The organism is Acaryochloris sp. CCMEE 5410 (assembly GCF_000238775.2).
Lineage (GTDB): Bacteria > Cyanobacteriota > Cyanobacteriia > Thermosynechococcales > Thermosynechococcaceae > Acaryochloris.
Map to the genome: position 1 here is coordinate 1 of NZ_AFEJ02000011.1, position 16,425 is coordinate 16,425.

General features: G+C 47.7%; 11 protein-coding genes and 3 pseudogenes. 8 read left to right on the top strand and 6 right to left on the bottom strand.

Annotation, left to right across the window (positions count from 1 at the left end; translation table 11 throughout):
* Nucleotides 1-126: 126 nt before the first annotated feature.
* Complete coding sequence (locus tag ON05_RS37000; RefSeq protein ID WP_010478288.1) at nt 127-375, bottom strand: DUF6429 family protein; 249 nt, start codon at nt 373-375, stop codon at nt 127-129.
* A gap of 860 nt (nt 376-1,235) precedes the next feature.
* Between ON05_RS37000 and ON05_RS37005 the strand changes: the two are divergent.
* The 4 genes and pseudogenes from ON05_RS37005 to ON05_RS37020 all read left to right on the top strand — a co-directional run.
* Nucleotides 1,236-2,933, top strand: a pseudogene (locus ON05_RS37005) (FdhF/YdeP family oxidoreductase); the annotation flags it as partial.
* A gap of 162 nt (nt 2,934-3,095) precedes the next feature.
* Complete coding sequence (istA, locus tag ON05_RS37010) at nt 3,096-4,649, top strand: IS21 family transposase (protein WP_010478283.1); 1,554 nt, start codon at nt 3,096-3,098, stop codon at nt 4,647-4,649.
* A gap of 12 nt (nt 4,650-4,661) precedes the next feature.
* The gene (istB, locus tag ON05_RS37015; protein WP_010478281.1) at nt 4,662-5,519 is read left to right on the top strand and encodes an IS21-like element helper ATPase IstB; all 858 of its coding nucleotides are present in this window, start codon (nt 4,662-4,664) and stop codon (nt 5,517-5,519) included.
* 166 nt (nt 5,520-5,685) lie between these two features.
* Nucleotides 5,686-6,198: pseudogene (locus ON05_RS37020) on the top strand (molybdopterin dinucleotide binding domain-containing protein); the annotation flags it as partial.
* A 290-nt stretch (nt 6,199-6,488) separates the two neighbouring features.
* Here ON05_RS37020 and ON05_RS37025 read toward each other — a convergent pair.
* Nucleotides 6,489-7,106, bottom strand: coding sequence for a TetR/AcrR family transcriptional regulator (locus ON05_RS37025; RefSeq protein WP_262562753.1), 618 nt, complete (start codon nt 7,104-7,106; stop codon nt 6,489-6,491).
* Nucleotides 7,107-7,395: 289 nt separating this feature from the next.
* Between ON05_RS37025 and ON05_RS37030 the strand changes: the two genes are divergently transcribed.
* From ON05_RS37030 to ON05_RS37040, 3 genes are all read left to right on the top strand, one after another.
* Nucleotides 7,396-9,033 (top strand): glutaredoxin domain-containing protein, encoded by a 1,638-nt coding sequence (locus ON05_RS37030; RefSeq protein WP_010478275.1) that lies wholly within the window; start codon nt 7,396-7,398, stop codon nt 9,031-9,033.
* 120 nt (nt 9,034-9,153) lie between these two features.
* On the top strand, nt 9,154-10,701 hold the full coding sequence (locus tag ON05_RS37035; RefSeq protein ID WP_262562751.1) for an FAD-dependent monooxygenase: 1,548 nt from the start codon (nt 9,154-9,156) through the stop codon (nt 10,699-10,701).
* Between the two features lie 65 nt (nt 10,702-10,766).
* Nucleotides 10,767-12,383, top strand: coding sequence for an FAD-dependent monooxygenase (locus ON05_RS37040; RefSeq protein ID WP_010478271.1), 1,617 nt, complete (start codon nt 10,767-10,769; stop codon nt 12,381-12,383).
* A 466-nt stretch (nt 12,384-12,849) separates the two neighbouring features.
* Here the strand turns inward: ON05_RS37040 and ON05_RS37045 are convergent, their stop codons facing one another.
* Nucleotides 12,850-13,926 carry a DUF3616 domain-containing protein gene (locus ON05_RS37045; protein WP_010478268.1) on the bottom strand — a complete coding sequence of 359 codons (1,077 nt, stop codon included), beginning with the start codon at nt 13,924-13,926 and terminating at the stop codon, nt 12,850-12,852.
* Between the two features lie 121 nt (nt 13,927-14,047).
* Between ON05_RS37045 and ON05_RS37050 the strand changes: the two genes are divergently transcribed.
* Complete coding sequence (locus ON05_RS37050) at nt 14,048-14,365, top strand: hypothetical protein (RefSeq protein ID WP_010478266.1); 318 nt, start codon at nt 14,048-14,050, stop codon at nt 14,363-14,365.
* 238 nt (nt 14,366-14,603) lie between these two features.
* Here ON05_RS37050 and ON05_RS37055 read toward each other — a convergent pair whose 3' ends face one another.
* The 3 genes and pseudogenes from ON05_RS37055 to ON05_RS37060 all read right to left on the bottom strand — a co-directional run bounded on the left by ON05_RS37055 (nt 14,604) and on the right by ON05_RS37060 (nt 16,180).
* Entirely contained in the window at nt 14,604-15,122 is a 519-nt protein-coding gene (locus ON05_RS37055; RefSeq protein WP_010478264.1) for a tetratricopeptide repeat protein, read from the bottom strand.
* Nucleotides 15,123-15,703: 581 nt separating this feature from the next.
* Nucleotides 15,704-15,847: pseudogene (locus tag ON05_RS38945) on the bottom strand (transposase); the annotation flags it as partial.
* 27 nt (nt 15,848-15,874) lie between these two features.
* Nucleotides 15,875-16,180: a hypothetical protein gene (locus ON05_RS37060; RefSeq protein WP_262562752.1), complete on the bottom strand. Its 306-nt coding sequence runs from the start codon at nt 16,178-16,180 to the stop codon at nt 15,875-15,877.
* Nucleotides 16,181-16,425 lie beyond the last annotated feature (245 nt).

The window sequence follows — 16,425 nt, forward strand, 5'->3', positions numbered from 1 at the left end:
CTGGAAAAAGACCGGACATCACTTGTCATCAAGAATCCCATAGCTGCTCCAGGCGTGCAACCCTGGAAAGCCTACAGCTTTAATGGCAAAGGTTACAAAGGTTGGTCCACAACTGAAGGATGGGCTTTATGATGCGGCCTCATTTGTAAATAGCTGTTTGAATAGCTCTCGGCTTCTCTCTAGTCCTTCAGGTGTCAGGATGACAGATTTGGCCTTGTTGACAGGGTCACTGATCCACCCTTTGTGGTGTAACCGATTAAGAGCGTCCCAATCGTGCCCTTTCCAACTGCGAGCACCCTGCTCTGTTTCATTATGAATGTTGAGGGCTAACAAAGCGAGAACGGCATCATCAATTTTGTCATTGTCGGGCTGCATAACAATTTGACTAACATCGTTATCTATTGAATGGCGCTATTCTAACGCCACTAAAAACTGCCGATCTTCTGGGGTTGCTTCGATCCAGTAGAATAGCCGGAACAACTCTGGATAAAAGCATTCTTTGACAACTCATCATGATTGACATCTGAGAAGCTGGTAGTTCTCGAAACTCTCAGTAGACTTGAATTCTAATAGACCTCAGAATCCGTTAAATCGAGGTTTGTCCAAACCGATCCTGTTTCATGGGCTGATTCTACATGCTCTTTCAGTCAAAAAGAGCATGGAAAGGGGGTAAAGCATTGGAAATTCGTGGATTTGATCCAATGGGGGCAAGAAGGTCCAGCCTATTGGGAAAATATCGAATTATTGAGAATGGAGAAGATCTGAATTTGATAAAACTCATGGGCTGTTTCCATACCCAATGAAACATACACTGAATGACATTCACCAAATCAGTCAATGGTCGCTGCTCTAGTTCCCTCAAACTAATGCAGGGTAAGAAAACTCAGCAAAATTTGCATGTGATATTAGGTTAACAAGCTAATATTTAAGGCTATTTAGATTAAAACCCGAAATCATTAGACTGATACTCATTCACCTCGGTTATGGGATACTGCAGAGATAGTGAGGGGTTTGGTATCAATAGGTTCTGATTGTGCATCTGCGCCAGGTGAGATATCAACCTAACAGAGTGTTTTGATTAAACAAGAAGGATCATTCCAGCTGTCGTCTCAGTAAACCTTGGGAATCTCAAGGAGCAGTAGAATATGGCAGAGCAAAAAATGTCCGGTAGTCAAAGCTTCAAAACCTCAGATAGAGTGACGGAGCTAAATACCTCCTCAACCCACATTCCGAAAATGGGCGGTGGGATGCCCCTCGTCAGGTATTGGGTCGATAAGATGGCATCCCCCAAGGGTGTTCAAATTTGGAAAAAACTGATGCATAAGAGTGCTTGTCTATCTTGTGCCTGGGGCACGGGTGGGCAAAAAGGCGCTTTTATGAACGAGCTTGAGGAACCCTTGCAACGATGTGTGAAAAGCTTGGAGGCCATCGCCTCGGAACTCCAACCGGGGGTGAAACCCCACTTCTTTGAAGAATATTCTCTAGACCATCTGCAGACACTCACCTCGATGGAGTGTGACCGCTTGGGTCGGCTGAGTTTTCCAGTGATTTATCGAACCGGAAGGTCTCACTTTGAACCTATTTTATGGGAAGAGATTTATCAGATCGCTGAGACAGCCTTTAGACAACCTTCACATCGGGTTGCGTCCTATAGTTCTGGTCGCTCCTCGAATGAAGCCGCTTATCTGTTGCAATTAATGATCCGGGCCTTAGGGTCGAATAATCTTGCGGACTGTTCTGACCTATGCCACGCCCCTTCATCCGTAAGCTTAAGCACCGTCTTTGGGACGGGTACCTCCCTGGTGAGTTTGGAGAGTTTGCAGCAAGCTGATGGCATTGTTTTAGTGGGTTCAAATGCTCCCGCAAACCATCCCCGGTTGATGAATGAGTTGATCAAGCTGAACGAGCGCGGAGGGACAGTGATTGTAATCAATCCCCTACGAGAAGTGGGGTTGATCAAATTTGGCTCTCCAGCCTTTCCACTATCATCCCTGGTCCAAGGGTCAAAGATTTCTTCCTTATTCCTACAGCCCATTCCAGGTAGTGATTTAGCACTATTCATGGGTATTCAAAAAGTCCTGCTAGAGCGGGATTGGGTTAGGTACGACTATCTGCAGTCCTATACAGAACATTGGCAGGATGTGGTTGAGCAGGTCAAAGCGACGGATTGGGATACCCTGATCAACACCTGTGGCATTTCCAAAGACGAAATTGAAACCGCGACTGAGATGATCCATCAGTGTGATCGCGTCGTCTTTGCCTGGGCCATGGGCGTCACCCAACAGACCAACAGCGTCGATACCATCTTCAGTATTGCCAACACCGCCTTGATGACTGGGAATGTGGGTAAGTTAGGGGCAGGATTGATGCCCATCCGTGGTCATTCCAACGTCCAGGGGTTTGGGTCGATGGGTGTGACCGTTCGTTTGAAAACGGAAATTCGGGAAGCCTTAGAGAAACTATTGGAGCGTTCTCTCAAACGAGAACCCGGCTATGATGCCCGTGCGCTGATTGAAGCTGCAGCAGTAGGTCAAGTGGATACCCTGCTATGTTTAGGTGGAAATCTATATGCCGCGAACCCTGATTTAGTTCAAGCCAAACGGGCCTTGAGCCAAATTGATACCATTATCTACTTGGCCACTAAGCCCAATCTGGGTCATTTTCACGGTCATGCTGCCAAGAATACCCTAATTTTTCCGGTCTATGCCCGGTTTGAGAATCCTCACAAAACCACCACTGAGTCTGGGAATAACTTCGTCAGGCTCAATGATGAAGGCAAAACACATCTAAAGAATGCAGACCTGATCTCAGAGGTCGAATTTTTAACAGAGCTGGCTCATCGGTTGCATGGTAGTTCTCCGGTGGATTGGCGAAGACTGCAAGAAACCTGCTACGTTCGGCAACTGATCGCCCAAACCATTCCCGGATTGCAAAATGACCTGATCTTCGGCAATACTTAAACCCGATAGTTCGGCAACAGATTGACCATTAGCTTCGGCACCTTAAAACAGCATTTTCGGTAGGTAAGTCCCTCGTAAGAGATGCGCTGTCTTACACTTCTGCTGATTCAGCAGAACAAGTGATAGAGGACAGCAATGGCCATTAAACGTCAGGGACAACTAATACCAATGGTGAAATTTCGAGAAATATTACGCCTTCATAATCTGGGCTACAACCAATCTGAGATCGCACGCAGTTGCTTGACTGCCCGCTCTACGGTGCAAGACTATATCAAACGGGCACAAGCCCATTCTCTAGACTATGACAAGCTTGAGAACCTGAGTGATAGCGAAATTCAGGCACTTTTGGGTAAAGGATATCGCAAGCGGAATAAACAACAGCAGACCATCGATTTCGAGAGCGTCCATCGGGAATTACAACGCAAAGGGGTCACTCTCGGACTTTTATGGATGGAAGGGAAAGAGCGAGGGGACTGGCAGTACAGCTATGGGGGCTTTTGTCGTCGCTATCGGCAATGGAAAAAACGCCAGAACCTGTCGATGCGACAAGTGTACAAAGGCGGGGACAAGCTATTCGTAGATTTTAGTGGGATGACCATGCCCATACTGAATCTAGAGACAGGTGAACTCACCCAAGCTCAAATCTTCGTCGCGTGTTTGGGAGCAAGTAGCTACACCTATGTTGAAGCCCTCGCTAGCCAAGCATTAGACAACTGGATTGGTGCCCATCAGCGGGCCTTGGCCTTCTTTGGAGGCGTGCCGGCCGCCATTATTCCAGATAATCTCAAATCTGGAGTGACAGACCCGTGTCGCTATGAACCTGGGATTAACCGCACCTATCAAGACTTTGCCGAACACTACAACGTGATTATCCTACCCGCCAGGCCGAAAGCCCCTCGGGATAAAGCCAAAGTGGAGAATGCAGTGCAGCAAGTGGAGCGTCAAATTCTCGCTCCATTGCGAGATCAGCCCTTCACCAGTTTCACCCAGCTCAACCAAGCCCTTAACCAAGGACTCGAGAAACTCAATCAGCGGACGATGCGCGAGTATGGGCAATCGCGTCGTGAGCGTTTTGAGCAAGTGGATCAACCTGAACTTAAACCCTTGCCATCCCAGACTTTTGAGTATGCGGATTGGAAGAAAGCCAAAGTTCATCTGGATTATCACGTTGAATTCGAACGCCATTACTATTCAGTCCCTTATGAGTATGTACGCAAAAGCGTAATGGTCAAGATCACGGAATCCTTAGTGCAGATCTTCCATGACCATCAACGCATTGCCGTGCATCAGCGTTCACGGGTTCCGTTTAGCCATTCCACCGAAGAAGGGCATATGCCGCCAGAGCATTGGGCCTATAAGACCCAAACACGAAAGAAGTTTCTGGCGTGGGCCGAACAAGTCGGTCCAGCCACCCAACAACAAGTAACGGACATTTTGGATAAGAAACGCTATGACGAACAAGCCTTTCGGACCCTTCGAGGGGTCCAATCTCTCAATACAGCCTATGGCCCAGAGCGATTGGAAGCGGCTTGCAAACGAGCCAATGCTTTGGGCATGGTGGGCCGACGCTATCTCGATTCCATGCTCAAACACAAACTCGAATCAGACCCATTACCGGGTGAGGAGCATCAGGTGGTTCCCCTTCACCATGCCAATCTCCGAGGGTCTGAATATTATCAAGCGACGTAGGGAGAGATAACGATGCAAGCAATGATTGAACAGCTACAACACATGAAGCTCACGGGCCTCTTGGAGGCTTGGCGAGAACAGCAGGCGTTGCCCACCTATCATGACCTGTCCTTCGATGAACGACTGGCTTTGATGGTGGAGCGTGAATACATCCGACGACAAAACCAACGGATGCAGCGCCGACTCAGGCAAGCGCGACTACCAGTGCACGCCACCCTCGATGCGGTGGATTTTGATGTCCCCAGAGGACTGAAAAAGATCCAGTTCCTTGAGTTTGCCCAAGGCCATTGGCTTCAAGAGAAGTTGTCATTGATTTTTCTGGGCTCCACCGGAGTGGGGAAATCTTTCTTGGCGTCGGTCCTTGCCAATCATCTGTGCAAGCAAGGCCATAGCGTGCGCTATATCAAAACGGCTGATCTACTTCTGGAGCTGAAACTCACTAAAGCCGATGGGTCTTATCCTAAGCTGCGCAAGCAATTAGCGGCCTTCGATCTATTGGTTCTTGATGAATGGCTCCGAGATCCCCTATCTCTTTATGAGGCCAGGGAGATTCTCGATGTCTTAGACGAGCGGTTTCGTAAAGCATCGTGTCTGTTCGCCACTCAGATACCCATTGAACAATGGCATCCACAGATTCAAGATCCGACGCTGGCCGATGCCATTCTCGACCGCATTGTCCATGATGCGATGAAGGTTCCACTCCGAGGTGAATCCATGCGGAAACTGACCAGTAAATTGACATCCCAAAAGGAGGACGATAACCCTGCTCTATCTACTAAACAACAGGAGAATAAGACGGATGCAACATCCAAAAATGAAACCTCTGGAAAATCGAAGGCTAAAAAACAGGAGGAAATGACTGATGATTAAACCTCACTCAGCTTTTCGTGTTATGAATGATTTAGGCAAAACTAATGCTATTTGATTGAGATAAAGGGACACCTTCTGACCTGCTGATTTTGATGCCGATATTTTTTTATCGGAAGGTGCCGAAGCAAATGGTTACTTACATGCCGAGGCTATGAAAATCGGTCACGGATACGAAAAAATAGGTGAGATTGATCAGACCCAAGAAGAATTCACCATTTCAGGACGTATTTTCGTAGAACCCAGATTTCCCACCCGAACTGGCAAGGCTCAAATGCAGGTGACGCCTTTACCAGCTCTGTCCCTGCCCACCCCTCAAGCCTTTGGGATAGCACCCAACACACCATCGATTGTTGTAGCCTTAATGACTGGACGCAGCTATTCTCAGCACAATACGGTGGTTTACAAAGAGGGTGATCGCTATAGAGGCATCCCTCATCGGTCCTGTATTTTGATGAATCCTGGTGACGTACAACAGCTCGGATGGTCCGAACATCAGTGTGTAAAAGTTCGTGGAGATGCAGGTCAGCTTGACAATATCGAAATTATCATTGGTGATGTTCGGGGAGGGGCAGCATTGATGTTTTATCCTGAAGCCAACCTCCTCATGAAAGCAAGTATTGAGCCACGCTCGGGTAAGCCTGCCTATAAACGAGTCCCTGTTGTAGTGTTTTCTGAATAGAGTTCTGGCTTTTCCGATAATCCCACGGCATAAGCGGAGTATCTTGACTCCAGGAGTAGAGCTTTTGCGATCGTGCCTCTTCTTGGAGAGTGATCAAAACCGGGGGAAACTTTGATATTGCGCCTTTAGAACGACACTTACCAGGCAAGGATTAAGTCGATTGGTGTGAACCCCAAAGCCTTGGCTATGGCTGTAGATTACTTATCTAAGCAGTCTCTCTTAGATACATGTGTTTTGGGGACTGAAAATCTTACCCTGCATGACTTCCCCCAGTTTTGATCGCTCTCTACTCAAGGGCGATAGGCCCGTAGAAAAGCATCAACTGCTCCGTTAGCAATCCGGTCAATTTCCTTTTGAGGAAAAGAACGCCTAACCTGGAATAGACTCTTGTAGAAAATATCTGCCTTGCAAAGTTGGTCGAATTGATGGGCCGCTAGCTCGATATCATCAATTATGAGTTCACCCCGAGCTACAGCTCCAGCCAGTAATTGAGAGAGCCTACGAGCACCTAAGTCTGGACCAGAGTCGTAGAAGATCCGAGCTAGATCAGGGAAACGCTGAGCCTCTGCGATCGCTAACCGATAAATACCCTGCATAGAAGGCGACAGGAGCAGTTTGACAAAATCCAGAGCACACTCCCTCAGCGTTGCTTCAATATCTTTTGGTTGTCCTTCGAGCTTAAACACTCGGTTGGCCTGCTTACGACATTCACCTTCAATAAAGGTGGTAAACAGTGTCTGCTTATCCGAGAAATAGTTATACAGCGTTCCCTTCGAAACGCCCGCCCGCCGGACAATCTCATCGGTACTCGCCCCTTCATACCCCAACTCAAGGAAGGCGGTTCGTGCCCCCTTTAAGATCTGCTGAACTTTTGGGGTTTCAACATCAACGGCATCAATTGACTGCATCGCAATTTTTTTGACTGAACTGTACGGTCATCTTGACAATAACCGATATTTTGATGTATTACAAGAATATGACCGAACGGTTTAGTCATACAACGGAGATAGGTGCTCGCAACATCCCGTCAGTAGACTCAAATAAGAGTGAGTGGTTGGAGTTTTCATTCGACCTTTTGCTGTTGTCATCATTCAAATCCCCGACTCTTTACTCACAAAGCGGCTAATCAGAATTGAGGTGGACTTGAATAGAACAGACCGTTCGGTCATTTAGACAAAAATAGCAAGGAGCTTTGTAATGACTACAACCCTATCTATATTTACTCAGCCAGGATGTCCCTATTGCGATCGCGCTAAGGCCATTCTGGACGGAATACCGAATCGACAAGATTATGATGTAACCACCAGTTCGCGCAATATGAGTGCGGCGGTATACTTCAGCGGAGCACTCACAGTTCCCCAAATTTTCTTGGGCGACTATCACATCGGTGGCGCTGAGGATTTAGAGCAGCTTCAGGAAACTCAGCGATTCTCAAAGCTAATGCAGACTACTCAAAGCCGTGAGCTAGGGTTTGACTCGCTCTCTGACACTGAGCTAGCCGAAGGCGCAATGGACCAGCCCCTGCGAGCGTATATCCCCCAAAGCGACGGTAGCCGCGATACAGATCCAGAAGCCCTGCCGATTCTGCGCTTTTACAAAGCATTTTTTGGGTTTTGGCCCAATACATTTGCCTATCTCCATCACTGGCCCGAAGCTTATAAACTGTTCGTCTACTGCCACAACTTTTCAGCAGTGGGCTACGGCAAGGAAGGATTAGGGCCACTGAATATGTTTTCTGTGGGGTATTCCACATCCAATGCTCACGGCTGCTCCTACTGCCAGGTTCATAGTGCAGCCACTGGCGGAGCGCAATCTCTATCCATTATTCAACAACTGAAGCAGGCCCAGGCGGGTGAGGCTGATGAAGGCAATCCGTTTGGAGAATTGGAACTTGCGATCGCAAACCTTGCTGCCGATGCCACCCGTAATCAAGTTCAGCCTGAAACTCTCCAAAACATTCAGGGGCTATCACCCGATCCACAGCGCGGTCAGCAATACATTACAGGCGTGGAGATGATGGTTTCGGCCTTTGGCTTTCTCAATGTCTTCAATGATCTGATGGGCCTAGAGATTGAGGGCGAGTGGGCACAGCAGGCACAGGATCAGGCTGGAATAGAGACGGGACGACATGCGGTTCAAGGCTCAAATCCATCCAATTTGGACTATGAGATTCCCACCGAAGGCCCTTCCATTGAGGAAATGCTGGTCAAGTACAACTCAGTGATCGCAAATCTAGAAGATTATACACAGCGGGAATTCGGTCTCTTCCCGGCCTGGATTCAGCAGTGGCCTGAACCGCTACGAAAGCACCATGCCACTCTCTACGGTGAGCTGATGGGGAATCGGGACCATACGCTGATTGATGCGGAGCTGAAGCATTTGATGGCGCGGGTAAGTGCCATTGCCAAGGACCACGCCTACTTAGCAGCGGTTGAAAGCTACATGGCCCATCATGTTGCTGTAGACAAAGACCGAGCTGTTGAACGGATTCGCCGCTGTTTTGCGGTTGCCACGAGTCGAGGCAATGAACGAGGACTATTTAATTCCCAGGAGAAAGCAGCACTGAAACTAGCTTGGCTCTCGGCTCAAATGCCATTAATGACACCCAAGCGATTTGTAGAGCCAGTGCTGAGTCACTATAAACCAAAAGCGCTTGTGCAGCTTGCCGTAGCCTGCTCAGTCGTGTCTATGGTGCAGCGATTTGTAGCAATTTCTCAGCCAAATATTGAACCAGAGGTGCTTCACTTCTTGGATGCAAACAACCTAGAGGGTGACGTTCTAGCACTTCGTTATCCTCTACCATTTGCGGCTGAAGTGACAGCTAGCGCTACATAGACCTCCAGTTCCCTTCCGTTTCTTGAATGCTGAGTGAACAGTGAATCAGCTACAAACGCAGTTAATCCAATCACCCCATTCGCCAAAAACTTTTACTACGAACCCAAAAGGAGGAAAACCGTGAAAACCGACGTAATCATTATCGGCGCTGGTCCCACCGGACTATCATTGGCCTGTCAATTCATCAGACACGGCATCGACTTCATCATCGTTGAGCAGAATGAAGGCGTCACCGCGCTATCTAAAGCGCTTGGCGTCCATGCCCGCACTTTAGAAATTTATGAGCAGCTTGGCCTAGCCAAGCAGGCCATAGAACAGGGGACCATTGCCGAGCAGGTCAAATTAATCACCGGGGGCACCATTCACGATGGGCCTGACCTATCAACGATGGGGGAAGGCATCAGCGCTTACCCTTACATGCTGGTTCTAGAGCAAAGCAAAAATGAGCAGATCCTCTACGACTACCTCCAGCGCCATCAGAAAGAGGTACTGTGGAACACCACTCTCGAACAATTTTCCCAGACCAACAATGGCGTTACGGCGGTTGTACAACCGAAAGACGGCGAGGCTCACACCATTGAAGCAAAATATCTAGTGGGCTGTGACGGAGCCAGTAGTGTCGTCAGGAACACCTTGGGCTTTGACTTTATTGGCGATACGTTGGAACGGCTTTTCTATGTGGCCGATACTCAGATTGACTGGGAATTAGATCACAACACCCTCCATGCTTGTCTGGGCCGCGACTCGTTTATCTTTTTCTTCCCAATGGCGGGTGATCGATGCTGGCGGATTCTCGGTAATCTACCGGAGCAAGCATCACCTGAGGAACTGGAGATGGATGCAACGGATCTAGAAGAGCGAGTCAAGGGGCTCACAGGTTTATCCTTAGACATTCTAGGCGTGAACTGGTACTCCTCTTACCGTGTCCATACTCGTCGGGTGGAGCAATTTTCCCCAGGTCGCTGTTTTCTGACCGGGGACTCGGCCCACATCCATACCCCTGCAGGGGGACAGGGCATGAATACGGGTATCCAAGACGCCTACAATCTTGCCTGGAAGCTGGCATTTGTCCTCAAGGGCTACTCGGATGAGTCACTGCTGGAAACTTATAACCAGGAGCGGCTAGAAAACGCCAAAAATTTGGTAGAGACCACCGACCAGTTTTTTGAATTTGAAGCAGGTTCAAACTGGCTGGTTAGCCTAATCCGAACTACTGTGCTGCCTCCGTTAGCCAAACATATCTTCAATATTGATGTTGTGCAAAGAGGACTGTTTTCGCTGATCTCTCAGACAGGGATTAGCTATCCAGACAGCGCGTTAAGTCATGCTGTAGACGATCTGAACTCTAAGGTTAAGGCAGGCGATCGCATGCCTTACTTTTTGCTCAAAGGCCAAAGCATCTATGACGACTTGCATAAGCCAATGTTTCACCTACTAACGTTTTCCAACGAGCACGAGGATCAATCGATTAGCAAGGAAATTAAGCAGGCGTATGGCCTTCTAATAGACCACCATGCTTTACCCCTTTCGACGCCTGTGGCAAAAGCATTTGGAATAGATCAGCCATTTAGTGTATTGCTCAGACCTGACAACTACATTGGCTTCATCACTCAAGATGACCCACTGAGTGAGTTGACATCTTATTCCATCAACTTTAAGCCAGCATAAAAAAATCTCGCTTTACATCGTTAGAGTCTTCCTTTGCTCACCGTTATTATTCAGGAGATTTCACTATGATTCAGACGACAGACATTTTAATCGCAGGCGCTGGCCCGACTGGATTAACCACCGCCATCGAATTGGCTCGACGGCACGTCAACGTTCGCATTATGGAGCGCCGCAGCCAGCCGTCAACCCGTAGTAAAGCCCTAGTGGTTCATGCTCGTACCTTGGAATTTATGGATATTCTTGGCGTCGCTGATGAGATGGTGCAGCGCGGCTATACTTCGCCTGGGATTGATTTCAGTGCTAACGCCAGGGAGCCGCTACGGGCCAATATGTATGGTCTCGACACTCGATTTCCGTTTATTCTGATTTTGCCACAGGCCGAAACCGAAGCGATTCTGGAGCGCCGCCTCAATGAGCTGGGAGTCGAAGTGGAGCGATCGTCTGAGCTAATTCAGTTCACGGAAACCCCTGATGGCATCCGCAGTATCATTGAACGAGAGAATGGTCGCTTTGAGGTTGAATCTCAGTATCTGGTTGGGGCTGATGGGGCCAACAGCCGTATCCGTCAAATTCTCGACCTCCCTGTTCAAGGTTCTGCTTATGACTGGACTGCGTTTTTAGGTGATGTCCACCTACACGGCCACCATGCTGAGGGCGGAACCGAGCAACACTCCAACGATCGCGGTTTGGCATTCATCGTTCCCTTTGATGACGGTTCCCACCGTATTGTTACGATTGATCGCAAGTACCAAGATGATCCCAAGCAGCGAGATTTATCGTTAGCCGAACTCCAGGAATCCATCAGCGCTATCTTGGAAAAGCAGGTAGAACTGAGCGACCCAGTATGGCTAACCCGCTGGGGAGCCTCCCTGAAACTAGTCTCTCAGTACCGCTCTGGTCGCGTTTTCTTGGGCGGAGATGCGGTTCATACCCACAGTCCTGCTGGTGGCCAGGGATTGAATACAGGTGTTCAGGACGCCTTCAATCTGGGCTGGAAGCTGGGTCTTGTGATCAAAGGGCAAGCCCCAGACACGCTGCTGGACACCTACCATACTGAACGTCATCCCATTGGCAAAAAGGTTCTGCGGACCAGCGATTTTCTGTTGCGGAGTTTATTGGTACGTCAGCCATTGTTGCGATCGCTCCGAGAACTCCTCTTTCGCCTACTGATTCCAATGCCGCTGATTCAGAAAAACTTGGCCAATAACCTGTCCGGTTTGGGGATTCGTTATAACACTGGTAGTGGGGAGATGGCAGGAGCCCGAATGCCGGATATGGCTTTGATGACATCTCAGCACGAAGTGGTCCGTTTATACAACGAACTACTGATATTTCCGGGGTATACACTGCTATTGTTCATTGATCCTGATCAGGCTCAGAATATGCGCTCAACGATTGAACAAATCACTAAGTACGAGAGAGACGGTCTGCAGATCCATATTGTGCTGAACAATGGCTTACCTGAGCTACATGACTTTGGGGTCAGTACCTTGGTCGATTATCGCGGTGATTTTGAGACTCGATTAGGATTTGAAACCGGGAGAGCGCTTCTCATTCGACCGGATGGTTACATTGCATTTGACCACCTCAAACTAGATGCAGATCACATTGGCAACCTCCTAAAGAAATGGCTAACCACTACTAACGGATTCCTTTATAGAGAGAAGCTTTCAAGACCATAGAGATATAATTGCCAACTCCGGGAACTTCAGACCCCATGGTCTAGTATGTGTCCGTCCTCAAAGTACGCTGTGGCAGTGTTTACAGGTAACCCAACTATTTTCTAGAAGCTCAACATGTTAAAATCATCGGGATGCTCCCGCTGGCCTTTCAGCCTGTAACTACATTGAGCAAGAAAAACTTGTTGGCTGAACTGGTTTCGTATTGACAACCATCACTTCATTTATTACCACTGGCACCATTAACTGTTGCAGTGGTATTGGCAAGATTACCCTAGTAAAGGCATTAGTGGATCAATTTAATGATCGTGCTCATTTGCTGCGACCGATATTATATTATCGGCTGTGGTCTGGTCATTCGGCAGAGCTATCTAATTACAAACCAACTTCCTAAGATTCAGTTGGTAAAAACCAGAAGTCGTAAGAAATGGGCAATGATTAAATGACTTGACTCCTTAAATGGCACTTTTTAGTCCAATCTGAAAACATCCGCAAGAATAGAATGAGGCTGCACCCTTCTATTTGAATTCGGGGAATCGTATATTATTGCAAGAGCTTCAGCCTGACCTAAACAGGGTAGCAGTGCTAAGCCCTCTGCGTGGTCACTGCCAATCGTAAATGGCAGGTTGAATAGCAGCTCTAAAGTATCAGCCGATTGGTCCCAGAGCGTATTCCCAGAGTGATCAAGAATGTTCTTGAGCTGGAAGACCTGCATCGCTCCTTCTAAATCCATCGTGGGACCTGCCAAGATAATTAGATGCTCCCCTCGAAGACACAGTTCCCGAATGCCTAAACCATTGAGATTGACAAAGTGTTTCTTGTATTTCTCACCATTTTCACCAATCTCTTTCAGGGTTAATACCCCTGGTTCATCATCTTGTACTTCAATCTCTAGGATGATCGCCCAACCTCGCAGAACGGGACCCCGTAATCCCAAAAACAGCTTGTCTCCACAAACAGCCAAGCCTTCAATATCTAGTCCATTCTCTTTACTGGGAATGTCCATTTCAATGAACGGTCCTAAGTGTGGATCACCTTGCAAAACTTCGATGAGTTGGTTACTAGTCTCTGTAGTTTGCACAGCGGCGGCTGAGACCGTTCGTTCAGGATCGGTAGGATGGGAGCAAGACTTGAGGGGTTCTCCTTGAAAGACAGGAATGCGGGCAATTAGGTAGCGATTTAAGTCAGTTTTTACCTCAGCGAGATTGTTAATATCTTTCTCAGGTTTCTTGCCTTTGGTTTTACCTCGCTTTTTACTATGAGAACCCGTGAACCAGAGATAAGGTTCAACATAGTCCATGCCTTCTATATCGATTTCATCTTCTGAGTTGAAAAGGTCAATGTAATTGGCAATTTCAAACTGCTGATGATTGCCATATACGTGTGGTTCAATCGGAGAAAGCCGCTCTAGGGTAAGGAATTCATCAGAAGCAACCCAGAGACTACCATCAGTGCTCAATGTCATTGCCGATAGTTCTTGGATTAGTTCGTCATCCTCACTGTCAAATTGCAGCAGTAGCCGACTCAGCAAAAACGGTTGTGGCATGGTTCAATACTCCATTGGGCAAGGTTTCATCTTCAGGATGCCAGAGTAACACTGATGGTTGCACTATCTTGAACTATGCCTGAATTTGGAGTATTGCAGTTTTGGAGGTGATTAACAGATCTTGAACATACTCTCCATTGCCACCAATGACATCCCGGCAAGTGTAGAAGCCGTCTGTAATGCGATGGAGTGCATCTATGAACCGGGTTCGAAATATCAGAAAGGGAAGGTACTGATGATGAAACGCTGTCCTGAAACGACCATCCAAGGTCATCTCTGGGAGAAAGATGAGAGCTGGGAGAAACGCAAGCGACTGATATCGATCATAGATGAGGTCAATGTATGGTCCGGGCAAGGGATGCTTGGGATGGAGACGTCGGGCCAAAGACAGACCTGGCGGATGCAGTTCAACATAGATATTGGGGCCAATATCTTATAGGGGTGCGATCCGCTCTAGGCTCAAGGGGGGGGTATACCCCAATATCAAAATCTGAGGAGGGTAACCAAAGGATCTAACCTGTTTCCCTAAGTTGGGTTGATAATTTTAGGGGTGGGCAATCTCCTCCCTCATAGATGAGCGAGTGTGTAAATGATGGTTGTGATTAATGGTTGGTTTTAAGAGATAACAATCTTTGTATTTGTAGCGGGAATAACCATCAGAATGGAGTATTTCTAAGTTATTGAGATTGCATTGTATGTTCTTGAATCAATCCCCGCATTATTTCCACTGAAGTATGATCTTGTTGCTCCCCAAATAATTCAGCGGCTTTCTGAAAATCAGATAGGGCACTTTGGGTTTCCCCCATTTGTAATTTAATCGTGCCACGATTACCGTAGGCTTCTGCCATTGAAGGGGTTATGGCAATAGCACGATCAAAATCTATAAGGGCATTATCAGCATGACCAATCGAGAAAAAGGCTACTCCTCGGTTGTAATACACTTCCGCATTGTTAGGTGTCAACTGAAGTGCCAGATCATACGCTTCTATTGCCCCTGGATAATCTCCACTTAGAGCTTTTTGGATACCATCCATCAAATATTTCTGGGATTGACCCTCTTCAGAAAAACCAATCGAAGAAGAATGAATCTGGGAAAGATTATTAGGCCGAGCGAAAGTAGGCTGAAAGCTGATGAGTGCAAGGGTGCTGACCAAGATTGGAGTTAACAAGGAATTTGGTATGAGGTGGCGAAACATAGTTGGATCCCAGCTGGGATGTAGTTAAAAAGAGATGATAAAACCAGTGAAAAAGTCGTTATATCTATATCTTTATTCAATCAAGAATCCTCAAACCTGCCATCAGCAATAAGGATGAAGATTTTTCGTTAGTGTCCCGATTTATTCGCCATGGTTATTGAGACGATCATGCTTGGCATGATCTCTGCGTGAGACGAGGAAGAAAATCGCTAAACAGCTCTCCTCATTAGGGAAAGCACCAATCTCATCAGCTTGGTTCGGAATTCTCGGAACAACCGTTCTAGCGCATTGGAAGTACGAATCAGCGAATGAATGGATTCATCAAATCATAGAAACTCAAGGTCAGGGCAAAATCTTTGGTAAAGGTTCTGACCGCATCGGGTTCAAGGTCTGTCCATTTCTGTGCAACACGAGCAACGCAACAATAGCTTCTTCCAGTCTGGCGCTTTATAGATAGCATAGGCATCGTGTTTAATTTGTGAATACCGCAGCTTCTTGGCTTCAGAGTGGGACAGTTCTTGTCCTTGAGCATCCAGGTGTGGCAATGCTCATAGCCCAAATGCCGGAGCATCGCTCGAACCTTATGGTAATGCACCGTTGATGTTGCGCGAGGGAAACAGAGCGCGAATTACCTTAGGTAGCCCAGTGGTGCCATCACTCACAATCAGCTTCACCAAATGGGTTTGCAATCCTCGTTGCCGCAGGTGCTCAAAGAACAGTAGCCAAGCTGCCTCAGATCTTGGACAGCAATTTCATAATGGAGAACAGTTTGTGTCCCATTTGGCCATATCGCCATGGCCACTAAGATGACTCTGTCTTCCGCACGGCGTAGTTTCCGAATATGCCCAGCTTGGTCTTCCCAAAGTCTTCAGACGCACATTGAACACTCGCCAAACCCCATCAACAATCAAATAAAAGGGTTTTCTCAAGACGAGTCTGACGACTTGGAGCATCTGCTTCTGGGCTTTAAGTGTAATCCGGTTAATGGCATTCACGGATAAGACTGCACCCAGGATCTCATAGAGAGCTTCTTGCAGATCTCGAAGCGATAAGCCCATGACATACAGCCCTAGGCAAACTCTAGCAGGCTGCCAAGGGCTCGTTGGTAACGCTCTAAATCTGCCACTCTCGGCCTGCATTCCCTTTCCGTAGTTTGGGAACGGACAGCTGAGTATCCTGCCGTACTGGGTATCAAGGATCCGTTGATAGTAGCCTGAACGTCGAGGTCGATCCCTTGAATCTCTGATAGATAAGCTTGAACTTCTTCGTCTAGAGCTGACTCTACTGCGATCTGGGTGACTCG